General features: G+C 68.0%; 23 protein-coding genes and 1 pseudogene. 9 read left to right on the forward strand and 15 right to left on the reverse strand.

Features of this window, described 5'->3' with window-relative positions:
• Nucleotides 1-196 precede the first annotated feature (196 nt).
• The gene (locus tag EH231_RS08695; protein WP_090431213.1) at nt 197-598 is read right to left on the reverse strand and encodes an SCO2097 family morphological protein; all 402 of its coding nucleotides are present in this window, start codon (nt 596-598) and stop codon (nt 197-199) included.
• 227 nt (nt 599-825) lie between these two features.
• Between EH231_RS08695 and EH231_RS08700 the strand changes: the two genes are divergently transcribed.
• The 4 genes from EH231_RS08700 to EH231_RS08715 all read left to right on the forward strand — a co-directional run bounded on the left by EH231_RS08700 (nt 826) and on the right by EH231_RS08715 (nt 4,998).
• On the forward strand, nt 826-1,503 hold the full coding sequence (locus EH231_RS08700) for a GNAT family N-acetyltransferase (RefSeq protein WP_164481176.1): 678 nt from the start codon (nt 826-828) through the stop codon (nt 1,501-1,503).
• A gap of 11 nt (nt 1,504-1,514) precedes the next feature.
• Nucleotides 1,515-2,219, forward strand: coding sequence for an LppM family (lipo)protein (locus EH231_RS08705; RefSeq protein WP_164480813.1), 705 nt, complete (start codon nt 1,515-1,517; stop codon nt 2,217-2,219).
• A gap of 126 nt (nt 2,220-2,345) precedes the next feature.
• Nucleotides 2,346-3,434, forward strand: coding sequence for a bifunctional (2E,6E)-farnesyl/geranyl diphosphate synthase (gene idsA2, locus EH231_RS08710; RefSeq protein WP_090431216.1), 1,089 nt, complete (start codon nt 2,346-2,348; stop codon nt 3,432-3,434).
• Between the two features lie 31 nt (nt 3,435-3,465).
• Nucleotides 3,466-4,998, forward strand: coding sequence for an alpha-(1->6)-mannopyranosyltransferase A (locus EH231_RS08715; protein WP_124712235.1), 1,533 nt, complete (start codon nt 3,466-3,468; stop codon nt 4,996-4,998).
• Here EH231_RS08715 and EH231_RS08720 read toward each other — a convergent pair.
• Nucleotides 4,987-5,391 carry an Rv2175c family DNA-binding protein gene (locus tag EH231_RS08720; RefSeq protein WP_090431221.1) on the reverse strand — a complete coding sequence of 135 codons (405 nt, stop codon included), beginning with the start codon at nt 5,389-5,391 and terminating at the stop codon, nt 4,987-4,989. The two genes, EH231_RS08715 and EH231_RS08720, sit on opposite strands and share 12 nt — an antisense overlap.
• 36 nt (nt 5,392-5,427) lie before the next feature.
• Between EH231_RS08720 and EH231_RS08725 the strand changes: the two genes are divergently transcribed.
• Complete coding sequence (locus EH231_RS08725; RefSeq protein WP_164480814.1) at nt 5,428-6,690, forward strand: protein kinase domain-containing protein; 1,263 nt, start codon at nt 5,428-5,430, stop codon at nt 6,688-6,690.
• Between the two features lie 24 nt (nt 6,691-6,714).
• On the opposite strand, the gene EH231_RS08730 is transcribed toward EH231_RS08725, so the two are convergent.
• From EH231_RS08730 to EH231_RS08740, 3 genes are read right to left on the reverse strand one after another with little or no spacing between them, the layout of a single operon-like run.
• Nucleotides 6,715-8,112 carry a class II 3-deoxy-7-phosphoheptulonate synthase gene (locus EH231_RS08730; protein ID WP_090431223.1) on the reverse strand — a complete coding sequence of 466 codons (1,398 nt, stop codon included), beginning with the start codon at nt 8,110-8,112 and terminating at the stop codon, nt 6,715-6,717.
• 33 nt (nt 8,113-8,145) lie between these two features.
• Nucleotides 8,146-8,664, reverse strand: a complete 519-nt coding sequence (locus EH231_RS08735) for a polyadenylate-specific 3'-exoribonuclease AS (protein WP_090431225.1) — start codon at nt 8,662-8,664, stop codon at nt 8,146-8,148.
• Nucleotides 8,664-9,539 carry a hypothetical protein gene (locus tag EH231_RS08740; RefSeq protein ID WP_124712237.1) on the reverse strand — a complete coding sequence of 292 codons (876 nt, stop codon included), beginning with the start codon at nt 9,537-9,539 and terminating at the stop codon, nt 8,664-8,666. Before EH231_RS08740 ends, EH231_RS08735 begins: the two co-directional genes overlap by 1 nt.
• 83 nt (nt 9,540-9,622) lie before the next feature.
• Between EH231_RS08740 and EH231_RS08745 the strand changes: the two genes are divergently transcribed.
• Nucleotides 9,623-10,936: a glycosyltransferase 87 family protein gene (locus EH231_RS08745; RefSeq protein ID WP_124712238.1), complete on the forward strand. Its 1,314-nt coding sequence runs from the start codon at nt 9,623-9,625 to the stop codon at nt 10,934-10,936.
• Here EH231_RS08745 and EH231_RS08750 read toward each other — a convergent pair.
• From EH231_RS08750 to EH231_RS08770, 5 genes are all read right to left on the reverse strand, one after another.
• Entirely contained in the window at nt 10,933-11,676 is a 744-nt protein-coding gene (locus tag EH231_RS08750) for a lysophospholipid acyltransferase family protein (RefSeq protein ID WP_090431231.1), read from the reverse strand. The two genes, EH231_RS08745 and EH231_RS08750, sit on opposite strands and share 4 nt — an antisense overlap.
• Nucleotides 11,677-11,784: 108 nt before the next feature.
• Nucleotides 11,785-12,201 (reverse strand): hypothetical protein, encoded by a 417-nt coding sequence (locus EH231_RS08755; protein ID WP_090432111.1) that lies wholly within the window; start codon nt 12,199-12,201, stop codon nt 11,785-11,787.
• Nucleotides 12,198-13,457 carry an ArsA family ATPase gene (locus EH231_RS08760; RefSeq protein WP_090431233.1) on the reverse strand — a complete coding sequence of 420 codons (1,260 nt, stop codon included), beginning with the start codon at nt 13,455-13,457 and terminating at the stop codon, nt 12,198-12,200. The genes EH231_RS08755 and EH231_RS08760 overlap by 4 nt, the downstream gene beginning before the upstream one ends.
• Nucleotides 13,454-13,891, reverse strand: a complete 438-nt coding sequence (locus EH231_RS08765) for an SRPBCC family protein (protein WP_090431235.1) — start codon at nt 13,889-13,891, stop codon at nt 13,454-13,456. The genes EH231_RS08760 and EH231_RS08765 overlap by 4 nt, the downstream gene beginning before the upstream one ends.
• A 120-nt stretch (nt 13,892-14,011) precedes the next feature.
• The gene (locus tag EH231_RS08770; RefSeq protein ID WP_090431237.1) at nt 14,012-14,401 is read right to left on the reverse strand and encodes a polyketide cyclase / dehydrase and lipid transport; all 390 of its coding nucleotides are present in this window, start codon (nt 14,399-14,401) and stop codon (nt 14,012-14,014) included.
• A gap of 106 nt (nt 14,402-14,507) precedes the next feature.
• On the opposite strand from EH231_RS08770, the gene EH231_RS08775 reads away from it, so the two are divergent.
• Nucleotides 14,508-16,304 (forward strand): AMP-dependent synthetase/ligase, encoded by a 1,797-nt coding sequence (locus EH231_RS08775; RefSeq protein ID WP_124714220.1) that lies wholly within the window; start codon nt 14,508-14,510, stop codon nt 16,302-16,304.
• Between the two features lie 10 nt (nt 16,305-16,314).
• On the opposite strand, the gene pimB is transcribed toward EH231_RS08775, so the two are convergent.
• From pimB to EH231_RS08795, 4 genes are all read right to left on the reverse strand, one after another.
• On the reverse strand, nt 16,315-17,448 hold the full coding sequence (gene pimB / locus EH231_RS08780) for a GDP-mannose-dependent alpha-(1-6)-phosphatidylinositol monomannoside mannosyltransferase (protein ID WP_090431239.1): 1,134 nt from the start codon (nt 17,446-17,448) through the stop codon (nt 16,315-16,317).
• 60 nt (nt 17,449-17,508) lie between these two features.
• Nucleotides 17,509-18,414, reverse strand: coding sequence for a peptidase (locus EH231_RS08785; RefSeq protein WP_206429641.1), 906 nt, complete (start codon nt 18,412-18,414; stop codon nt 17,509-17,511).
• Nucleotides 18,383-19,519 (reverse strand): peptidoglycan hydrolase RipC, encoded by a 1,137-nt coding sequence (gene ripC, locus EH231_RS08790; RefSeq protein WP_090431241.1) that lies wholly within the window; start codon nt 19,517-19,519, stop codon nt 18,383-18,385. The genes EH231_RS08785 and ripC overlap by 32 nt, the downstream gene beginning before the upstream one ends.
• Before the next feature lie 152 nt (nt 19,520-19,671).
• A complete protein-coding gene (locus tag EH231_RS08795) occupies nt 19,672-19,938 on the reverse strand; it encodes a hypothetical protein (protein ID WP_234927193.1) in 267 nt (88 codons plus the stop codon).
• 116 nt (nt 19,939-20,054) lie between these two features.
• Here EH231_RS08795 and EH231_RS08800 point away from each other — a divergent pair.
• Nucleotides 20,055-21,893 (forward strand): annotated as a pseudogene (locus tag EH231_RS08800) (DEDD exonuclease domain-containing protein); the annotation flags it as partial.
• Here the strand turns inward: EH231_RS08800 and trpD are convergent.
• A complete protein-coding gene (gene trpD, locus EH231_RS08805) occupies nt 21,831-22,925 on the reverse strand; it encodes an anthranilate phosphoribosyltransferase (protein ID WP_084622267.1) in 1,095 nt (364 codons plus the stop codon). The pseudogene EH231_RS08800 and the gene trpD sit on opposite strands and share 63 nt — an antisense overlap.
• A gap of 134 nt (nt 22,926-23,059) precedes the next feature.
• On the opposite strand from trpD, the gene ctaE reads away from it, so the two are divergent.
• On the forward strand, nt 23,060-23,671 hold the full coding sequence (gene ctaE, locus EH231_RS08810; protein ID WP_082940089.1) for an aa3-type cytochrome oxidase subunit III: 612 nt from the start codon (nt 23,060-23,062) through the stop codon (nt 23,669-23,671).
• Nucleotides 23,672-23,688 lie beyond the last annotated feature (17 nt).

Below are 23,688 nucleotides of genomic sequence, written 5' to 3' on the forward strand. Positions count from 1 at the left end.
CTGCGGCGAGAAGGTGGGGCGTTGTGGGGCGAAATTCCCTGAGAATCTGCCGGTGTCACCCACACCGCCCCACACCCGTGCGCGGGCGAACGGCCCCGGCGTGTCGCTGGACGACTCCGACGTCGGGCCCGGACCGGCAGAAAACACAAAAAAGGGGCAGCCCGCTACGGGCTACCCCTTGATGCCGTCGAGCGGCTCAGTCGTCGAACCGGCGACGGAACCGATCTTCCATCCGAGTGGTGAACGACCCACCGCGCTGACGACGCTGGCGCGGCGCGTTGCCGGTTCCCTGCGCCGCACGGTCACGGCCCCCGGTGACACGCGGTCCGGTGACGGCGAACACCACGCCGCCGAACATCACCACGAAACCCACCACCGACAAGATCGGGAAACCACCGATCATGGTGGCCTTCACGGCCACCCCGACAACCAGTAGTGCCAGGCCCACCACGAACAGCAGCGCACCTTGAAGCCTGCGCCGAGCCGATGGCGCCCTCAAGGTCCCACCGCGCACGCTCGACGCGAACTTGGGATCCTCGGCATAGAGCGCGCTCTCGATCTGATCGAGCATGCGCTGCTCATGATCGGAGAGTGGCATTCGTCCCTCCTAGCCGACGCCGCCGTCGCTGTTCAACATTTCACATGCCCGCAATCACGGACACCTAAGCCTAATGATACGAGGTCGATCCGAGCCGTACCACCTTGTTCACCTTCGATTGTAAGTCGTTCCGAGATAGCCCCGGCCGCTGGGACCGACAGCGTCCCGGCCGGATAATGCTGAAGATAATGAGTTCGGCAGACACCGGCGGGCGAAAGGCGAAAGCATTGGCGACGTATCTCATAGATCTGTCGCCGGACGACATGAAGCGCCGGCTCCCCGAGGCGCTGCGCGTGTACGTCGACGCCATGCGTTATCCACGCGGAACCGAGGAGCAGCGCGCCGCCCTGTGGCTCGAACACACCCGGCGTGCGGGCTGGAAATGTGTGGCCGCTGTTGAGGTGGCCGAATCCAGCACCGGCGCGGGCGCCGAATCCAGCACCGGCGCGGGCGCCGAATCCAGCACCGGCGCGGGCGCCGAATCCAGCACCGGCGCGGGCACTGAATCCGGTGCGGACCTGATCGACGCCCCGCTGCTGGGAATCGCCTACGGCTACAGCGGGGCGCCCGACCAATGGTGGCAACAACAGGTCATCTCCGGCCTGCAGCGCGTGGGCGCGAGCCCCGGACGCATCGCCGAGCTCATGGCCAGTTACTTCGAACTCACCGAGCTGCACATCGAGCCCCGCGCCCAGGGCAAGGGCCTCGGCGAGGCCCTGACCAGGCGACTGTTGGCCGGCCGGGACGAGTCGCAGGTACTGTTGTCGACCCCTGAGATCAACGGCGAGGCCAATCGCGCATGGCAGTTGTACCGGCGGCTCGGCTTCACCGACGTGATCCGCGGGTACCACTTCGCCGGTGATCCCCGACCGTTCGCCATCCTCGGTCGCCCACTGCCGCTGTGAGATCTGGCACGATGACCAGCGTGCACGTCCGACCACCGAGCCGCCGCAGCCGGACCCGCCTGCTCACGTTGGTGATGTTGCTGCTGATCCTGCCCATGGCGGTGGGCTGCGTCCGAGTCCGCACGTCCATCACGGTTTCCCCCGACGACCGGGTGTCGGGCCAGATCATCGCAGCGGCAAAGCCGCGGGACGCCGACGACAAGGGCCCGCAGCTGCTGAACAACCTCCCGTTCGCCACGAAGGTCGCGGTCTCGGAGTACAGCCGCGACGACTTCGTCGGCTCCCAGGCGGTGTTCTCCGACCTCACGTTCGCCGAGCTGCCGCAGCTGGCCGGGATGAGCCGCGATGCCGCCGGGGTCGACATATCCCTGCGCCGCGCCGGTGACCTGGTGATCCTGGAGGGCCGGGTCGACCTCACCTCGCTGTCCGATCCGCAGGCCGACGTGCTGCTGACCGTGTCGTTCCCCGGCGAAGTGACATCGACCAATGGCGACCAGGTGAGCTCCTCGATCGTGGAATGGAAACTGCGGCCGGGAATCGTCAGCACCATGAACGCCCAGGCCCGCTACACCGATCCGAGTGCCCGGTCGTTCACCACCGCGACCATCTGGCTCATCATCGGGGCGTTTCTGGTTGCTGGAGTGATCGGAAGCCTGGCGTGGATGAGCCGTGACACCTCCCCCAAGCCGGGTGACCCGGTCGCCGGCAGCGACTGACCGGGAGCACGTCCGCGGCCGAGCTCACAGCTACGCCACACTCGCTTGGTACAAAAACCGTGGCACGCTCTACGCTGAGTGCACTCGGGGACACACCGTTGACACAGAAAGGGGCGGGCGCTGAGCGTGCAAACATCGGCACCGTCAACCGTCGAGCTGGCCGGAGCCGTCACCGACCAATTGCGCGACTACCTACGCGAGCGCCGCCGCGACTGCGAGTACATCGGAACCGACTACGCCGAGCTGACCGAGGCCCTCGAGGAATTCGTCCTGCGCGGCGGCAAGCGGCTGCGCCCGGCGTTCGCCTACTGGGGCTGGCGCGCGGTGATCGATCCGGCCGACCGCCCCGCCGAGCCCGGCGTACTGAGGCTGTTCGCCGCGCTGGAGTTGCTGCAGGCCTGCGCCCTGGTGCACGACGACGTCATCGACGACTCTGCCACCCGTCGTGGCCTGCCGACCGTGCACAGGACCTTCGCCGACCGGCACCGCGACCGCAACTGGCACGGCTCGTCCAAGCAGTTCGGCCTGTCGGCGGCCATCCTGGCCGGCGACCTGGCCCTGTCCTGGGCCGATGACATCGTCGCGAACGCCGACATCCCGACCGACGGGCAGCACCGCGTCCAGCAGGTATGGCGCCACATCCGCACCGAAGTGCTCGGTGGCCAGTACCTCGACATCGTCGCGGAGGCCAGCGGCGCCGAATCGGTGGCCTCGGCGATGAACGTCAACACCTACAAGACCGCGTCCTATACGGTTGCCCGGCCGCTGCAGCTGGGCGCTGCCGCTGCTGCCGACCGGCCCGACGTACAGCAGATCTTCCACCAGGTCGGCAACGATCTCGGCGTGGCCTTCCAGCTCCGCGACGACGTCCTCGGGGTGTTCGGCGATCCGGCCGTGACCGGTAAGCCCTCGGGTGACGACCTGCGGTCCGGCAAGCGCACGGTGCTGCTGGCCGAGGCACTCGAATTGGCCGACAAGTCCGACCCTCCTGCCGCCGAGCTTCTGCGCACGTCGGTGGGCACCGAGCTGTCCGACGCGCAGGTCGGCGAACTGTGCCGGGCCATCGAATCTGTCGGCGCCCTGGCGGCGGTCGAGGCGCACATCGAGCTGCTCACCCGCCGCGCGCTGGAGACGCTGGCCGCCGCACCGATCCACGAATCGGCGAAAACCGGCCTGGCCGAGATCGCCCGGTTCGCGACGAACCGGTCGGCGTAGAAGACCGTCACCGCAACATGACATCTCCCTCATGACACCCTTGCCAACCGAGACCCCGAGCACCGGGGTCGCGCAACACATCTCGCGTCTGGCCGCATTCGCGGTGTCCGCCGAAGCCCGACCGGCCCGGCTGGGTTGCCTGGGCGCGGCCCTGCTGACCATCGGCGGGCTCGGCGCGGGCAGCACCCGGCTGCACGACCCGCTCCTGGAGTCACTGCACCTGTCCTGGTTGCGGTTCGGGCACGGCCTGGTGCTGTCCTCGATCCTGCTGTGGGCCGGCGTCGCCGTGATGCTGATCGCCTGGATCTGGCTGGGCCGACGCGTGATCGACGGCACCGCGACCGAATACACCATGGTGGCCACCACCGGTTTCTGGCTCGCGCCGCTGCTGCTGAGCGTGCCGCTGTTCAGCCGCGACACCTACTCCTACCTGGCCCAGGGAGCGCTGCTGCGCGACGGCTTCGACCCCTATGTCGTGGGTCCGGTGGAGAATCCGAACTCCTTGCTGGACAACGTGAGTCCGATTTGGACGACCACAACCGCGCCCTACGGGCCGGCGTTCATCCTGGTGGCGAAGTTCGTCACGATCCTGGTGGGCGACGACGTAGTGGCCGGCACCATGCTGCTGCGGCTGTGCATGCTGCCCGGTCTGCTGTTGCTGATCTGGGCCGCGCCACGCGTGGCCCGCCATGTCGGCGCCAACGGGGCTGCGTCACTGTGGATCTGCGTGCTCAATCCGCTGGTGATCGTGCACCTGATGGGCGGCGTGCACAACGAGATGCTGATGGTCGGCCTGATGATGGCCGCGATCGCACTGACCTTCGCCGGCCGGCCGGTGATCGGAGTCAGCCTCATCGCGATAGCCGTCGCGGTCAAAGCGACCGCCGGGCTTGCGTTGCCGTTCCTGGTCTGGGTGTGGATGCGCCAACTGCGGGAACAGCGGGACATGCCTGCGGTGCGCGCATTCGCGGCCGCCACCGCCGCTTCGGTTCTGATCTTCGTGGCGGTGTTCGCGGTCATCTCCGTGCTTGCGGGCGTTGGTCTGGGCTGGCTGACGGCGCTGGCCGGCTCGGTCAAGATCATCAACTGGCTGACAGTGCCCACCGCGGCCGCCAACCTCATCAATGCCATTGGCGGCCTGCTTTTTCCGGTCAATTTCTACGCTGTGCTCGAGGTCGCCCGCATCATCGGCATCCTCACCATCGTCATCGCGTTGCCGTTGCTGTGGTGGCGCTACCGGCACACCGACCGCGAAGCCCTGACCGGTATCACCCTGGCCATGGTGGTGGTCGTGCTGTTCGTACCGGCCGCGCTGCCCTGGTACTACACCTGGCCGCTGGCGGTGGCCGCCGCGCTGATCCAGACCCGGCCGGCCATCGCCGCAGTCGCCGGATTCTCCACCTGGATCATGGTGATGTGGAAACCCGATGGGGCGCACGGCATGTACTCGTGGGCCCATGTCCTTCTCACCACGGCGTGCGCCGTGGTGGCGTGGTACTCGCTCTACCGCGCACCCGAGGCGCCGGCTGAGGCCGAGGCTCAGAACCAGCCGTCAGTAGGCTAGCGCCTGCGCGCGGCGCAGCACCTCGCGTGCCTGGTGGGAATGCAGTGCGTCGACCGGCCGGGCATTGGGCACCCGCTCGGCGCTGCCGTCGGTGGTGACCGTCAGCGATTCGTCCGGGGTGAACAACCAGCGCACGATCTCGGTGTCGTGGTAGCCGCCGTCACGCAGGACGACCAGCAGTCCGGGCAGCGGCTTGACCACATGGCCGTTGTCATCGAAGAAGAGCTTCGGCACCACCAGGACACGGTTGCGGCGCACCGCGATCAGCTGTCCGTCGCGCAGCTGTTGGTGCACCTTGGTGACCGGAATGCCGAGCAAATCCGACACCGTCGGTAGGTCGTAGACGGCCTCGTCGGGGTCCAATACGTCATCGGCCGCTGGAATACTGCTCACCGCACTGATTCTAGGGCCACGGCCGCAACTCGTAACATGTGTCCGGTGGAGCAGCAATCGGATCCACTCGTCGGCGCCATGCTCGACGGGCGCTATCGCGTGGACACGCCCATCGCCACCGGTGGCATGTCCACGGTCTACCGTGGCCTCGACGTCCGTCTGGACCGTCCCGTGGCGCTGAAGGTGATGGACTCCCGCTACAGCGGTGACAGCCATTTCCTGACCAGGTTCGGCCGCGAGGCCAAGGCCGTGGCCCGGTTGAAGGATCCCGGTTTGGTGGCGGTCTACGACCAGGGCGGAGGAGGCCCTGGTGGTCAGCCGCCGTTCCTGGTGATGGAACTGATCGAGGGCGGCACACTTCGCGAACTGCTGGCCGAACGCGGCCCCATGCCCCCGCACGCGGTCGCCGCCGTCCTGGCACCGGTGCTCGGCGGCCTCGCGGTGGCCCACCGGGCCGGGCTGGTGCACCGCGATATCAAGCCCGAGAACGTGCTGATTTCCGATGACGGCGAGGTGAAGATCGCCGACTTCGGTCTGGTGCGTGCCGTCGCCGAGGCCAAGATCACATCGACCAGCGTGATCCTTGGCACGGCCGCCTACCTGTCCCCCGAGCAGGTCAGCACCGGCGATGCCGACCCACGCAGCGATGTGTACGCCGTCGGCATCCTCACCTACGAACTGCTCACCGGCGCCACGCCGTTCACCGGCGACTCGGCACTCACGGTGGCCTACCAGCGCATGGACAATGACGTGCCCGCACCCAGTTCGGTAATCGCTGGGGTGCCAACACAATTCGACCGGCTCGTGCGCCGGGCCACCGCACGCGACGCGGGGCAGCGATTCGCCGACGCCAACGACATGCGGGCCGAACTGCTCCAGATCGTCGACGACCTCGGCCTGCCCGCGTTCCGGGTGCCCGCACCGCAGTATTCGGCGCAGCACCTGGCCGCCACCCGCGTGCATGATCTCGGGGAACCTGACGGTGCCGGTGTCGAGGCCACCACGCTCGTGACGGCCGCACCGACCTCCCCGCCGGCACCCCCGGTGGCCCCTGCGCCGCGCCAGCCCACTCGTGAGATCACCCGGGACCAGCACGACTGGGCACCGGTCCCAGCCGATCCCGCTGAATACTCTCTCGGCGCAGGCCAATTCGCCGGTATCGAGCTGAGCGAGTTCTACTGGGCCCGCCAGCGCGCCAAACGGGTGCTCGCATTCTGGGTGATCGCGATACTCACGTTGACCGGCCTGGTCGCGGCCGCAGCCTGGACGCTCGGCAGCAACGTCGGCGCGCTGTTCTAGCCGGCCGATCCGCCCGAAATCGCGCTAGCTGCGCAGCATCTCGGCGACGAGGAACGCCAGCTCCAGGCTCTGCTGGGTGTTGAGCCGCGGATCGCATGCGGTCTCGTAACGGCCGGCCAGGTCGTCATCGGAGATGTCCTGCGCCCCACCGAGACATTCGGTGACGTTCTCGCCGGTGATCTCGACGTGGATGCCGCCGGGGTGGGTGCCCAGCGCGTGATGCACCTCGAAGAACCCCTGCACCTCGTCGACGATGCGATCGAAGTGACGGGTCTTGTACCCGGTCGAGGACTCGTGGGTGTTGCCGTGCATGGGGTCGCACTGCCAGATCACCTGATGGCCCGTCGCCTGGACCTTCTCGATGATCGGCGGCAGTAGGTCGCGGACCTTGTTGTTGCCCATCCGCGTCACGAGCGTCAGCCGGCCCGGCTCGTTGTTGGGATCCAGCCGCTCGACGTACTCGACGGCGAGTTCGGGCGTCGTCGTCGGCCCCAGCTTGATGCCGATCGGGTTGGCGATCACCTCGGCCAACGCCACGTGGGCGCCGTCGAGCTGACGCGTCCGTTCGCCGATCCACAGGTAGTGCGCCGACTGGTCGTACAGCTTGGCCGGTCCGTCCGGGTTCTCGGCCGGGTCGGACAGCCGCAGCATCGCGCGCTCGTAATCGATCACCAGCGCCTCGTGGCTGGCGAAGATCTCGGCGGTCTGCAGATTGCGGTCGGCCACCCCACACGCGGACATGAACTTCAGGCCCCGGTCGATCTCCCCGGCCAACGCCTCGTAGCGGGCGCCCGCGGGCGAGGTCCGGACGAATTCACGGTTCCAGTCGTGCACCAGGTGCAGAGATGCCAATCCGGACGAGGTCAGCGCGCGGACCAGGTTCATCGCGGCGCTGGCGTTGGCGTAGGCGCGCACCAGCCGCGACGGATCGTGCTCACGGACCGAGGCGTCGGGAGCGAAGCCGTTGACCATGTCACCGCGGTAGGACCTCAGTCCCAGCGCGTCGAGATCCGACGACCGCGGCTTGGCGTACTGGCCCGCGATACGCGCCACCTTCACCACCGGCATGCTGGCGCCGTAGGTCAACACCACAGCCATCTGCAGCAGCGTGCGAATGTTCGCCCGGATGTGCGGCTCGGTGTTGTCGACGAAGGTCTCGGCACAGTCACCGCCCTGCAGCAGGAACGCCTTGCCCTGCGCGACGTCGGACAGCAGGCCCTTCAGCTTCTCGATTTCCGAGGGCACGGTGACCGGCGGCACGCTCTCCAGCACGGTGCGCATGGCCTTGGCCGCCTCGGGGTCCCAGCTGGGTTGCTGGACGGCCGGCTTGGCCAGCGCCACATCGAGCCGTTGACGCAGCTCGTCGGTCAGCGGAGGAAGTGGCGGCAGCTGGTCGATGGGGATGTCGACGGTCCAGTTCACCCGTTCATGGTAGCCGCCGGTGAACGGCGGTTTTCAGGGCTGTGTTATGCCACGATCTCGCGCGGGTGTGAGGTCCACACCCGTCATCAGCTGGAACCGGTGCAGGTTGTGCCGCGCGTCGACCAGCGCATCGTGCGCTTCGGTCGGCCGGGCGGGCATCCGCGGCGATCCGCGCTCCTCCCAGAACTGGCGCAGCTCACGGGTGAACCGCGGCATCGCCGGAGGCAGATCGGTCATCGGGCCCCACAGCTGGCACAGCACCACATGGTCGTAAGCGCCGACCCAGGCCCACAACTCGATCGGCTCGTCGCCGTCGATGTCGAAGAAGTCCTCCAGCTCCGACCGGATCTGCCGGCGTGATCGCCACAGCTGCGAGGACGGAGACGGAAGTTTGGGCAGCACGTGCTTGCGCACCCAGCGACCCGCCCGGTCCGGATTGAACTCTGTCGAGATCGCGTAGTACTCGCGGCCGTCCTCGGCGGCCACGCCGATCGAGATCAGCTCGATGGTGCGACCGTCGTCGATGAACTCGGTGTCATAGAAGTAGCGCATCAGGCGATCTGCTCTGTCTTCGCGGCCGGCGATGTGATCGGGGCCGGGGCCGCATGGATCTCCCGGTCGAGCTGCGCGTCGACAGCGGCGTCGTCAGGGATCTTCGGCATGCCGGTGATCGCATCCTGCAACCACAGCTTGGCCTGCACGACGGGCCGGCGCAGCCAGCGCTCCCGTTCCAGCGCACGGTGCATCTTGCGGGGGCGGCTGGTGTAGCGCCAGCGCGCCCACGGCGCATGCGGCCGCGACAGCCGCACCGCCCCGACGAACAACAACGGGGTTATGAACATGCCCACCAATCCAGTCCACACCTTGCCTTTGAGCAGGACGACGACCGCCAGCGCCAGGGTCAGCACCGCCACCGCGACCACGAATGCGCGCACGGCCAGAGACTGGTCCTCGCGCCAGATACCGATATCAAAGAATGACAGCGGGTTAAAACCCAGGATCAGCAGCCCCGCCACCGCCACCGCGGCGAACACCGCATCCACCGAGGTGCGGCCGTCCTCGGCCCAGTACACATCCGACAGGTGCAGGATCAGCGCGAACTCGTCGAGCACCAGGGCCGCGCCGATGCCGAAGAACACCGCGGCCGCGGTGAACTCCGGTACCCCGCCGTTGACCGCGAGCGTCACCATCGTCACCCCCGACACCATCACCAACACCACGCCGATCACCATGTGGTGGATGTGCACCGAACCGTGGCCCATGTTGCGGGGCTGCCACCACCTGGGCGGTCGTTCGCTGCCGGCGTTCCTGCGGATGTAACGCACCACGATGCGGGTCACGAAGAAGGTGAGGATGAACGCCACCAGGCAGCACAGCAGCGGCAGGCGATCGCGCGTGAGGAAATCGAGGTGAACGGTCGCGTGCACGCACAGAGAACTTACGCCGACCTGCGCGCGTCGCGAGTGCGGATGCGCCCACACGGGGTTGCCCCCGATAGTCTGTTGAGGACATGAGTAAGCGGCAGTCGCCCGGCGGGGCTGGTTGGGCACCGACGATCGGGTGGCGGCTTTTTCAGTTGCTCACAGTGGCCGGGTTGATCCTGGTCGGCTGGCGGCTACTGGGCAACGTGCCTTATCGCATCGACATCGACGTGTACCGGATGGGCGGACGGGCCTGGTTGGACAACCAGGCGCTGTACGCCGACGGCGCGATTTTCCACACCCAGGGCGGCCTCGACCTGCCGTTCACCTATCCCCCGCTCGCGGCGATCATGTTCGCGCCGTTCGCCTGGCTGTCGTTGCCCGCAGCGAGTGTGGCGATCACCGCCACCACGCTGGCGCTCCTGGTCGTCTCGATCGTCATCGTGCTCACCCGGCTGAACGTGTGGCCGGAGACCACGATCACCTCGGAGCCGGCCTGGCTGCGTCGCTGCTGGCTGGCGACCGCGCTGGTGGTGCCGGCGGTCTTCTGGCTGGAGCCGATCCGGTCGAACTTCGAGTTCGGCCAGATCAACGTGGTGCTGATGACGCTAGTGGTCGCCGATTGCGTACCGCGCCGGACGCCGTGGCCACGCGGTGTGCTGCTGGGCCTGGCGATCGCCCTCAAGCTCACTCCCGCGGTCTTCCTTCTGTACTTCCTGCTGCGCCGCGACGTCCACACTCTGCTGCGGACCGCCGCGGCCGCAGTGGTGGCGACCATCGCCGGATTCGTGCTGGCCTGGACCGACTCGATCGAGTACTGGACCGAGACGGTGCGCAACACCGACCGGATCGGGACTGCCACGCTCAACACCAACCAGAACATCGCGGGCACGCTGGCCCGGCTCGGCCTGTCCGAGGGGCCGCGGTTCCTGTTGTGGGTGGCCCTCTGCTTCGCGGTGCTGGCCCTGACGGTCTGGGCGGCCCGGCGGGTCCTGCGCTCCGGAACCGATGAGGCCCCTGTGGTCGCACTGATCTGTGTGGCGATGTTCGGCCTGGTGGTGTCGCCCGTGTCGTGGTCGCATCACTGGGTCTGGTCACTGCCCACCCTGTTGGTGACCGGTGTGCTCGCCTACCGGATGCGCCAGACGCACCTGGCGTCGCTGTATCTGGCCGCGGTGACGGTGATCGGCCTGGCCTTGATGGTGTGGACGCCCATCGCGCTGTTGACCCCCCATCACGAGACCGCGGCGTCGGTGGTGCGGCAGCTGGCCGGCGATTCCTACCTGTGGTGGGCGCTGGCGGTCATCGTCGTCATCGGCGCCGTGTCGACTTCCAAGGCCGCCAACACGACCCCGGTGACCGCTACCCCGCTGGTGCCGCTCAGCGGCGGCGAAACGTCCTAACCCGCTGCGGCGTGCGGCAGCCGGGACGCGGGCTTGCTCGCGTCGACCGACTGGCCGTTGGTCTGCTGGGCGCTCTCTTTGATCGCGGCCGCGTAGATGTCGACGTACTCCTGGCCGGACAGGTCCATCAGGTCGTACATCACCTCGTCGATCACCGCGCGCTCGATGAAGCGGTTACCTGCCAGGCCGTCGAACCGGCTGAAGTCCATGGGCTTGCCGAACCTGACCTCGACCCGGCCGAACCGCAGCCCCTTCGACCCCGGCGGGTTGACGACGTCGGTGCCGACCATGGCCACCGGGATCACCGGCACACCGGTCTCCAGGGCCAACCTGGCCAATCCGGTCTTGCCCTTGTAGAGGCGGCCGTCCGGTGAGCGGGTGCCCTCGGGGTACATGCCGAGCAGCTTGCCCTCGCCCAGGATGCGCTTGGCGGTGGTCAGAGCCGCCTGCGCCGAATCCGCGTCGGTGCGGTCGATCGGCACCTGGCCGACGACGGTGTAGAACCAGGCCAGGAACCGGCCCTTGATCCCGGTACCGGTGAAGTACTCCTGTTTGGCCAGGAAGGTGATGCGGCGGCTGACCACCAGCGGCAGGTAGAAACTATCCATCACCGCCAGGTGATTACTGGCCAGGATCGCCGGACCGTCGGTCGGAACATGTTCCAGCCCAGTGATTTTGGGCCGGCCGAGGACGGCCAGCACGGGGCCCAACAGGATGTACTTGAACAGCCAATACCACATGGACCCTCCACCTTGTGCGCACCGCGCAATGCTCTGCGACAACTGTACCCAGGCCATGTTGTGGCTACCACAGCAAGCCCTGGATGCCTGCTGAGTCTCAGCGACGCCTCAGTCTTCGACCGTGACCGGGATGTGCTGGTAGCGACCGGGAGGAGGCGGCGGCGGGTAATCGTCCGGCGGCGGTGCGTCCGGCCCACCGTCAGGTGGCGGGCTATCTCCGCCGGGACCGCTATCCCCACCACTGCCGGACCCATCGGCTCGGCCATCGTCCAAAAGCGCGCGGATCACCGTCAGCAGAGCCACACTGTGCTCGGCGATCACCGACAGCAGCGGATGCTGCTCACCGTTTACTGCCGCGGCCAGTGCACACACGGGGCACCACACCTGCTGGCACTTGCCCGGGCTGTCGCCGGCCGACGCCGCGAAACTGGCCGCAGCCAACCGCACCGCCGGATCCAGCCGATCCAGAATGTCCTGCGCCAATTGCCGCAGCTCCGAACCCAGCTCGGGATGAGACCCCGTCATGCCGGCCACACCTCCGGATTCGGACGAAAACGTACCGTCAGCTCGCTACCCCGCAGTTGCGCGTCTGTCACGATGCACCGACGCAGGACAGAGGCCAACCGCACCCGGCGCCGCATTCCCGCGACACCGATGATCAAGTCATCATCTACGCGACCGAGCGTGAGGCCGGCCGAATCGATCTGCGGCAACTCTAGCCGCATTCGGTACACAGCTTCGAGTCCAGACCCCGACTCGCGGTCGACGATGGGACGCAGCGGACCCGGAGGCGGCGACCCGTCACGCCGTCGCGCACTGTCGATCAGCTCCCCCAACGCCTTGGCGCCGATCGGTTCCCCCGGCACGTGCGGCACGAGCACCAGCTGCACATCGCCGATCGCGGCATCGAGTTCGTCGAGCACCGTCTGCTGCTCGGCGATCCGCTCGGTGTACCAGTCGAACGCCGGGTGCGCCGGAAGATTCTGGTACTCGAACGAATCATCCTGCACCAAAATCTGATTGACGATGATCTCGGCGACCTCGACGCCCATCAGGGCAAGCGATCCCAGGGTTCTCGAGGCCTCGGCCGCCACCACCCGCTCGGGGGTGAGCACCAGATGCGCACTCACCCGGGACCCGTCGGTGAGCAAGGTGCCGAGCCGGCGGATACCGGAGTCGACGCGTTCGATCAGGGTCACGATGGCCGCACTCACCGCATCCTGGGAGCCCGACAGCCGGCGGTGCCGCGGCCAGGCCCGCTCCAGGTACAGGCCGAAGGTCTCCGGAAGCGTCAGCATCCGCAGGGCATCGGCGGTCGAGGCGCAGTCCACCACCACGTGATCCCAACGCCCGGATTCGGCGAGCTCGCCCACCTCGTGCAGCCCGAGCACTTCCTGGATGCCCGGTAGCGCCGAAAGTTCTTCGGGGGCAACATCTCCCAGATCAGACTCGGGGAAACGGGCCGCCAGCGGGCCGGCCGTCTCGACCCAGCGCGCGCCGAGCAGGGCCAGGGTGTCGAGTGCGAGCGCGTCCAGGACACCGCCCGCGTCGGTCAGTCCGGTTTCAAGATCGCTGAGCACCCGGGTAGGGGCCCGCTGACCTGTGGGAGCGAGCGTGATCCCGAGGACGTCGCCCGTGGAATGGGCCTGATCGGTGGACACGATCAGCACCCGCCGGCCGGACGCGGCGTCGCGAACCGCGGTGGCTGCCGCCAGCGTCGACTTACCTACTCCGCCCTTGCCGACGAACAGGCTGATCCTCGCAGGAGTCGAGGACGTCACTCAGCCTCGGCACGTTTCTTGAGGTCTTTGAGCGCGGTGTCGGTGAGCCTGCGCTCAGCCTTGCGCTTGAGCAGCCCGATCATCGGGATGACGAGGTCGACCGACAACTCATAGGTGACCTCCGTGCCGGATCCCTTGGGCGCCAACCGGTATGCCCCCTCCAGCGACCGCAGCAGCGAACTGGACACCAGCGACCAGGTCACCGAGGTGCGATCCGCGGGCCACACGTAGGTCAGCACCATCGTGTCCTTGAGCACCGCGGCGTCGAGCACCAGCCTGGCGGTCTTGGGATTGCCCTGCGCGTCGGCCTCCAGGACCTCGGCTTCCTTGTATTCGGCGACCCATTCCGGATACGAGGCGATATCGGCGATGACATCCATCACCGTCACCGGGTCGGCGTCGATGTAGATGGTCTGTGTCGTTTTGTCGGCCACCGCATCGCCCTATCTCCCCGCACGCGGGGGTCCCCTACTTCCCCCGCCCCGCGGGGGTGCCCTGGCTCTCGCCGAGAAATCTACCCTCCCGCAGATAGACCCGGTCAAACATGCCAGAGGTCAGGCCAGTCGGGACACCCCGACAGGGCGAGCCGACTCCAACCGCTGCTTGATGCCGAAGGACATCGCCTTGCCCGCCACCCGGCGTTCGTGGTTCATCTTTGCCAGATCCATCTCGGCCAACTGCTTGGCCGTGGCGCCGGACGGTTCGGCGTGCAGGAAGTAATGCAGCACCACACCATCCATCACCTCCTCCAGCCAGACCTCCATCGTGCCGGTCAACGCACCGGTCACATTCCAGCGGTGGCCCTTGTCGGCGCGGTCCTCGACGACCTTGAGCACCAGGTCGGGCCACCACCGCCGCCAGCTGACGGGATCGGCGACCGCGGCGCCCACGGCGACCGGATCGGCGCAGACGAATGTCTCGTCGGCGATCTGAATGCTGTTCATCGCGGACTAGCTTCACATATGCGTGATCGCCTGCCTACCGGGGCCGACTAGGCTGACGCGCAAAGCCGGTACCACAAGCCTGGAGGGCAAGATCGTGCCTGAGTTCATGCGGGAGTACAGCGTGCCCGCGTCATTTGCCGTCGACGAGCACGACAGCATCGTCAGCTCGGTATCCGCGCACGCGGCAGACAACCCCGACCACGTCATCTTCCGGCGCCTGGTCGACGGCGCCTGGACCAACGTGACCTGCGCCGAAGCGGCCGACCAGATTCGTTCGGTCGCCCTGGGCCTGATCGCCGAGGGAATCCAGCCCGGTGATCGCGTGGCGATCCTGTCGGCCACCCGCTACGAGTGGCCGATCATCGACTTCGCGATCCTGTCGGTCGGCGCGGTGACCGTGCCGATCTACGAGACCTCCTCTGCCGAACAGGTGCGGTTCGTCCTCGACAACTCCGCGGCGCGCATCATCTTCGCCGAGACCGACGGCCACGCCGAGACCGTGGAACAGCTCCGCGGCCAGCTGCCCGAGCTGCGCAAGGTGCTGCGGATCGATGGCACCGGCACGCCCGCGCTGGAAGCCATGGCCGAAGCCGGTAAGTCAACCGACGCCGCCGAACTCGACAAGCGGCTGGCCGGAATCCGTTCGGCCGACCCGGCGACCCTGATCTACACCTCCGGAACCACCGGTCAGCCCAAGGGCTGCCAGCTGACCCACTCGAACCTGCTCTACGAGATCCGGGGAGCCAAGGCGTGCTTCCCCACTGAGCTGGCCCCGGGTGAGCGGATGCTGGTGTTCCTGCCGCTGGCCCACGTGCTGGCCCGGGCCATCACCATCGCGGCCTTCACCAACAAGGTCACCCTCGGCTTCACCAGCGACATCAAGAACCTGGTTCCGACGTTCGGCGTGTTCAAGCCGACGCTCGTTGTCTCCGTGCCCCGCGTGTTCGAGAAGGTCTACAACACCGCCGAGCAGAACGCCCGCAACGACGGCAAGGGCAAGATCTTCTCGATCGCCGCCGACACCGCGATCGAGTGGAGTAAAGCTCAGGACACCGGTGGCGCCGGCCTGCTGCTGCGCGCCAAGCATGCGCTGTTCGACAAGCTGGTCTACGGCAAGTTGCGGGCGGCCCTCGGCGGTGAATGCCGGGCGGCCATCTCCGGCGGCGCACCGCTGGGTGCACGGCTGGGCCACTTCTATCGCGGTGTGGGGCTGAGCATCTACGAGGGCTACGGCCTCACCGAGACCAGTGCGGCCATCACCGTGAACCGGGTCAACGACCTCAAGGTCGGCTCGGTCGGCAAGCTGATGCCGGGCAACAGCATGCGTATCGCCGAGGACGGCGAGCTGCTGGTCAAGGGCGGTGTGGTGTTCAGCGGCTATTGGGGCAACGAGTCCGAGACCAACGCGGTGTTCTCCGACGGCTGGTTCCACACCGGTGATCTGGGTGCCATCGACGACGACGGCTTCCTGACCATCGTCGGGCGCAAGAAGGAGATCATCGTCACCGCGGGCGGCAAGAACGTCGCACCCGCGCTGCTCGAGGATCGGCTGCGGGCCCACCCGTTGATCAGCCAGGCCATGGCCGTGGGTGATCAGCAGCCGTTCGTCGCCGCGCTGATCACCATCGACCCGGAGGCGTTCCCCGGGTGGAAGCAGCGCAACGGGAAGGACGCCGGCGCCTCGGTCGGCGATCTGTCCGACGACCCGGACCTGCTGGCCGAGATCGACCTGGCGGTCAAGGAGGCCAATCAGGCGGTGTCGCATGCCGAGTCGATCCGCAAGTTCCGGATCCTGCCCGTCGATTTCACCGAGGACACCGGTGAACTGACCCCGACCCTGAAGGTCAAGCGCAAGGTGGTGGCCGAGAAGTTCGCCACCGACATCGCGGCGCTCTACGGCTGATCCCGCGGGCTCAGCCCGAGAGCAGCCCGGTCAGCCGGGCGCCCTGCGAGCGCCACTGCCAGTTCTCGACTGCCCAGTGGCGTCCTGCCACCCCCATCGCGGCAGCGCGGCCGGGATCGGCCAGCACGTCGCCCACGGCCGTCGCCACCGCTGCCACATCGGTGCCGTCCACCACGGTGCCGGTGTGGCCGTCCAGCACGGTTTCCGGTGCACCGCCCGAGGTTCCGGCGATCACCGGCACGCCGCAGGCCGAGGCCTCCAGGTAGACGATGCCGAGTCCCTCGACGTCCAGACCCGCCCCTCGGGTACGGCACGGCATGGCGAACACGTCCGCCATCGCATGGTGGGCGGGCAGCTCCGCCGCGGGCACCGCACCGGTGAAGGTGACGTCGGCGGCCACATCGTGCGTGTGCGCGAGTTGTTGCAGGCTCTGTAGATACGGTCCTCCGCCGACGATGACCAACGCCGCATCGGGAACGCGGCGCCGGATGGCGGGCCAGGCACGGATGAGCATGTCCTGGCCCTTGCGCGGCACCAGCCGGGACAGGCACACCACCACCGGGCGCTGCCCCAGCCCGTAGCGAGCACGCAACTCGGCCCGGGCCACCGCATCTGGCACGAAACGGTCGGTGTCGACCCCCGGCGGCAGATGCTCCAGCGCCGCGCAGGGACCGAACGCCGAGGCGAACCTGCCGCGGGTGTAGCGGCTGATGAACGTCACGACGTCGGCGTCATCTCCGATGCGGCGCAATGCGCTGCGCGCCACCGGCAGCATCGACCAGCCGACCTCGTGGCCATGGGTGCTCGCCACGACGCGCCTGGCACCGGCTCGCCGGGCCAGCGGGCCCAGCAATGCCAGCGGCGCGGCCGCCCCGAACCACACCGTCTCGATGTCGTTCTCGGCGATCAACCGCTGCATGCGGGCCGCCACGGTCGGCTCGGGCACCATCAGCGAAGTGGGATGCCGCACCACGCGGTACCCGGCGGCGGCATCGTAGTCAGCGCTGCCCTTCCATTTCGGCGCGTACACCGTGAGCTCGTGCGAGCCGGCACGCACCAACTCACCGACGAACGCCTCCAGGTACGACTGGATACCGCCGCGACGCGGTGGAAAGTCGTTGGTGACCAACAAAACCCGCGTCATCGCGGCTGACTGTCCTTGCGCGATCCGGCTGCGCTCCGTGTGCTCCCCATCGGCGACAGGCTATCCGGTCAGCCAGTGCCGCCAACCGGCAACCACTGCGTCGAGGTCGGCGCCCAGCGTCTCCCGTACCGCGGTGGCCACATCCGGGTGACCGGCTCCGCAGGTGCGCAGGTACAGCTCACGCAGCTTCGGAACCCCGTAGGCGTCGGCCACGTAGCGGCTGAACCACCACGCCCGGTCGTAGGCCAGACTGCGGGCGGCACCGGGGGTGTCGAGGTCCGCATCGGTGGGCAGCTGGGCCAACTCCGCGGCCTGCGCCGGTGCAGCTGTGGGCGGCCGGCCGACGTAATCGGCCACGCCTTCGGTGAGCCAGCGCGGTGCATCGGCCGCGGTCGCCGACCGGGCGGCGTAATGGAACAGCTCGTGGCGCAACACAATTCGCAACGCGGCCGGGCTCATGTCGGCGGCGCCGGGGGCGAACATGATCCGCTGCGCGGTGGTGGTCGCGGCGATGTCGGGGGCTCCTCCGGCCAGCACCCGGAACTGTTGATCGGACCCCGCGACCGCGATCTCGATGTTTTGCGGCCAGTCCGGACCCCAGAATGCGGTCACCGTGGCGGCCGCCTCACCGAGTTCGGGGCCGAGGCGGTTCAGCAGGGCCTGCGACTGCGGTCCGCCCAGGGCCAGCAGCCGGGCGGTCCGCCCGTCGGGCAGCACCAGCACGGTGACCGGGTCAGGTTGTGGGACGGCAGGTACACCGGAGATGTTCGACGACGCGGCCGGAGGCGGTGACGGACGTGGGACCGGCGAGGATCTCCACAACAGCGCCATTGCCAGCGCCAGCTCGACCAGGAGTACCGCCACCAGCAGACGCCGGTAAGGCGTCAGGGTGAAACCCGCCCCACTGTCGGGGCGCTCAATACCGACGGACTTCTCAGTAACGACGGACGTTGTAGATCGGCGCATTGTTGACCGGGGCGACCCGAACCGGGGTGCCGTAGGTCGACGCGTGCACCATCATTCCGTCGCCGATGTAGATGCCCACGTGGGAGGCGTCGGAGTAGTACGTCACCACATCGCCGGGCTGCATCGAGTCAGCCGAGACCGGCTGGCCGCCGCGGGCCATGGCCTGGCTCGAGTGCGGCAGCGAGATGCCGGCGTGCTGGAACGCCCACATCACCAGGCCGGAGCAGTCGAAGGAGCTGGGACCGGCCGCACCCCAGGAGTACGGCGAGCCGATCCGGCTCAGCGCTGCCTGGATGACGGTGCCGGAATGGCCACCGCCCCCATCCGGGAGGGCGCCCTCCGGCGGGGCGACATCGCCGGGCGGAATCCCGTTCGGCGGGTCAGCCAAAATAGCGGGGTCCTGCGCCGGCGGCAACGCCTCGGGCGCGGGCACCGGCGGGGTCGGCGGCAGCGCCGTCATAGCTTCCCGCTGGGCCGGGCTCAGCGCCTGGTACTGCGACTTGACGATCGCGATCTGTACCTGGAGCTGGCTTTGCTTGGATTGCAGGTCGGCGCGCACCGCGGCTGCCTGCTCTGCGGCGGTCTTGGCGTCGGCGGCCGATTTCGCCGACTCCTTCTCGGCCAACGCGGCCTTTTCGCCCACCGAACGGAAGCTCTTCATCTGCGCCGACATCTCGGTCGCCATCACCCGCTGCACCGCGAGTTGCTCGATCAGCTGCTGCGGCGAGCCTGCCGTCAGGATCGCGTCCACACCGGAGGTGCGACCCCCCATGTACTGGGCGGCAGCTACTTTGTTCACCGAAGTCTGAAAGATTGCCAGCTGCGACTTGGCGTCATCGACGGCCGCGGTGTCGTCAGCATGCTTCTTCTCCGCACTCTCCTGTGCGGCAAGCTTGTTGTTCAGATCCAGCTGCGCGGAGTGCATCGCCTCGGTGGTCTGCTCGGCCTGCCGGGACAGCTCATTGAGCTTTGCCAGGGCATCATCGCCGGGATCGGCCTGCGAACTCACCGCCAGGAACCCTGGTATCAAGATCAAGCCCGCTATTGCACCCGCAATGGATCGCTTGACACGACTTGTGGGCCGGTGCGCGCGCTCGTGCCTCAAGTTTTTGTCCTCACAACTGGCGATGGCGAGCCGCCTCGAACTGCTCTTAGGTCTCAGATAGGTTACGAAACGGCATCGGGCTTGTCCAACAGAAGGTGCAAATTTAACAGCCCACCCGGAATATTTTCCTGTGCACGAAGCGTCGCGTGTCGTCAGGCGACTCCGGATCTGCCGTTCCGGTGAATCGGCACGAGTCGCAGTCGTGGAGCAAGGCCCACGTCAGCGAGCACTTCCAACGCCTGACGCTCGTCATCCAGCAAAGTTTCCGGGATGCCGAGCAACACGCTGACGACGCAGTCCTGACACCCGGGCCCGCGTACCGCGCAATCGTCGCAGTCGATGGTCACGCTGCCGGTGTCCGGCTCGTCGGGGCAGGGTTCGTCGGCATAGGACCAGTTGTCCCGCCACACTCCGCTCATCTTGACCGTCCTCTCGATCGGTGTTGCGCGCACCGTATCGCCGCGTACCGACAAGACCCGGCGAGCCCGGGCGTGGCGACCCGAGGTTGTCGGTGCCGGTACCTACCGTCATCGCCATGGGCCAGCGCAACATCGCCGACTCCGAGCAGCTGGCCTTCGGCTTCGGCGCACAGGACGGGGCCCTGGACGCCGTCTCGCTCGCCGACACCACTTTCGTGGTGGTGGACCTGGAGACCACCGGGGGCCGGGCCACCGCGAAGGCGCCGGGCGACGGCTACGACGCCATCACCGAGATCGGCGCGGTCAAGATTCGCGGCGGCGAGATACTCGGCGAGCTGGCCACCCTCGTCGATCCCGGCCGCGCCATCCCACCGCAGATCGTCGAGCTCACCGGCATCACCACGGCGATGGTGCGCGACGCGCCGAAGATCGACAGCGTCCTGCCCGCGTTCCTCGAATTCTCGCGGGGCGCGGTACTGGTCGCCCACAACGCCGGGTTCGACATCGGGTTCCTGCGCGCGGCCGCGCAGCGGGCGGAGCTCGGATGGCCCCGGCCGCCGGTGCTGTGCACGGTGAAACTCGCCCGGCGCGTGCTGACCCGGGACGAGGCGCCCAGCGTGAAGCTGTCCGCACTGGCCCGGCTGTTCGGTGCATCCACCACACCCACGCACCGCGCCCTCGACGACGCCCGCGCCACCGTCGACGTCCTGCACGGCCTGATCGAGCGGGTCGGCAACCAGGGCATCCACACCTTCGCCGATCTCAAGAACTACCTGCCCGACGTCACGCCGGCCCAGCGCCGCAACCGCTCACTGGCCGACCGGCTGCCGAACCGGCCGGGCGTCTACCTCTTTCGCGGCCCCTCCGACGAGGTGCTCTACGTCGGCACTGCGGTCGATCTGCGGCGGCGGGTCCGGCAGTACTTCACCGGCGCAGACCCTCGGGCGCGGATGAAGGAGATGGCCTCGCTGGCGCGCGTCGTCGACCATGTCGAGTGCGCCCACGATCTGGAGGCCGGGGTGCGTGAGCTGCGACTGCTCGCGGCCCACGCACCGCCGTACAACCGGCGGTCCAAGTCCCCACAGCGATGGTGGTGGGTCGCCCTCACCGACGAGGCCTTCCCGAGGTTTTCGGTGGTGCGAAACCCCGGTCGCCGCACCGCTTTCGGCCCGTTTTCGGCCCGGGCCGACGCCGTACAGTCGGCCATCCTGCTGGCCCGGTTCACCGGCGTGCGGACCTGCACGGCCCGCTTCGGCGCGGCCGCCATCCACCGCTGCCCCGAAATGGAACTGTCCCCGTGCCCGGCCCCGCAGGACATCGGGGCCGCGCCGTACGCGGCCGCCGTGCAACGTGCCACCGCGCTGATCGACGGCACCGACCACACCGGCCTGGCGGCGGCATTGGCCCATATCGGCGAACTGGCGGCGGCCCGCCGCTACGAGACCGCCGCCAGGATGCGCGATCACGCCGCGGTGGCCATCGAGGCGCTGTGGCGAGGGCAGCGGTTGCGCGCCCTGGCCGATCTGCCCGAACTCGTGGCCGCACGCGGGGACGGCAACGGCGGCTGGCATTTCGCGGTGATCCGCCACGGCCAGTTGGCCGGGGCGGGCACGGCCAAGCGCGGCGTGCCGCCGATGCCGGTGGTCGACGCGATCTGCGCGGCCGCACAGGTAATCCTGCCCACCGCAACGCCTTTGGGCGGCGCGCTGGTGGAGGAGACGGCGCTCGTCGCCCGCTGGCTGGCCGCACCCGGAGTACGCATCGTGCGTACCGACGGCCCGGACGGGGACGCCGGCACCGGCTACACGACGCCGATCGGGGCGGCGGGCCGCTATGCGCAGTGGGCCGCCACGGCCCGCTCGGCCCGACTGGCCGCGGCCCAGCAGCAGAACTCAGAACTGGAGGCTGAACCGCACCCAACGCGCGAGCAGTTGTTCGGCCGCACCCGAGTCGATGGCCTCGGTGGCCCGCGCCAGACCGGCCTCCCACGCCGGCACCCACTTGGCGTCGCTGGCTAGCCCGGCATGCGCGACCATCGCGCCTGCCGCGTTGAGCACCACCGCGTCACGCACCGGCCCCTTGGCCCCGCCCAGCACCGCGCGTGCCTCGGCGGCGTTGGCGGTGGCGTCACCGCCGACCAACTCACTGATGTCGGCACGCTTGAAGCCGAAGGCAGCGGGATCGAACTTCAGCCGGTCCACCGTGCCGGCCTGCACGCGCCAGATGGTGCTGGTGGTCGTGGTGGTCAGCTCGTCGAGGCCGTCGTCGCCGTGCACCACCAGGACACTGGAGCCGCGGGCCGCGTACACCCCGGCCATCACCTCGGCCAGGTCGTCGAACGCGCAGCCGATCAGCCCGGCCCGGGGCGCGGCCGGATTGGTCAGCGGTCCAAGCAGATTGAAAACGGTCGGAACGCCGATCTCCCGGCGCACCACCGAGGCGTGCCGATACGACGGGTGGAACTGGGGCGCGAAGGCGAACCCGATACCGATCTCGGCGACACTGCGCGCCACCTCGTCGGGGCCCAGGTCGATCCGTACCCCCAGGGCCTCCAGGGTGTCGGCACCGCCCGACAGCGAGGACGCCGCCCGGTTGCCGTGCTTGATCACCGGGACACCGCAGGCCGCCACCACGATGGCCGCCATGGTCGACAGGTTCACCGTGTTGGCCCCGTCGCCACCGGTACCGACGATGTCGACGGTCTCGTGACCGATCTGATCGGTCGGCACCCGACGGGCGTGCGACAGCATGATGTCGGCCAACTCCCCGACCTCTGCCGACGTCGGTCGCTTCATCTTCATCGCCACCGCGAAGCCGGCGATCTGAGCCGGGGTCGCCACCCCGGTCATGATCTGGTCCATGGCCCATCCCGCATAGCCGTTGGGCAGGCTCTGCTCCGTGGTCAGGCGCCCGAGAATGAGCGGCCAAGACGGCGCGGCCACAGAGCCGGACGCGGATGGGGAAAGCGGAGAAGATGCAGGAGCCACGGCAGAATGCTATCGCTGCGCGGGTCTGACACCGGAGCCGTGGCGCCGCACAGCCGTCCCCGAGGCGACACGTTTCCGATCAATTGCTCGACCCGGGTGGAGTTCGACAACTACAAAGCGTCATACTTGCGGATGTGACGAGCGCTGTAGGTACCTCGGGAACGGCAATCACGTCGCGCGTTCATTCGCTGAACCGGCCGAACATGGTCAGTGTCGGCACCATCGTGTGGCTTTCCAGTGAACTCATGTTCTTTGCTGGACTCTTCGCGATGTATTTCACGGCGCGCGCGCAAGCCGGCGGCAACTGGCCGCCCGAGCCGACCGAACTCAATTTGGCCCTTGCTGTTCCGGTGACGCTGGTTCTGATCGCGTCATCCTTCACCTGCCAGATGGGCGTGTTCGCCGCTGAGCGCGGCGACGTGTTCGGGCTGCGCCGGTGGTATGTGATCACGTTCCTGATGGGCCTGTTCTTCGTACTGGGCCAGGGATACGAGTACATCCACCTGGTCGAGCACGGCACCACCATCCCGGGCAGTGCCTACGGATCGGTCTTCTATCTGGCGACCGGTTTCCACGGCTTGCACGTGATCGGCGGACTTGTTGCGTTCATCTTGCTGCTGGCCCGCACCAAGATGAGTAAGTTCACGCCCGCGCAGGCCACCGCGGCGATCGTCGTCTCGTACTACTGGCACTTCGTCGACATCGTCTGGATTGCGCTGTTCGCCACCATCTACTTTGTCCGATGATCGGCCGGCCGATGATC

It is taken from the genome of Mycolicibacterium nivoides (assembly GCF_003855255.1).
Classification (GTDB): Bacteria; Actinomycetota; Actinomycetes; order Mycobacteriales; family Mycobacteriaceae; genus Mycobacterium; species Mycobacterium nivoides.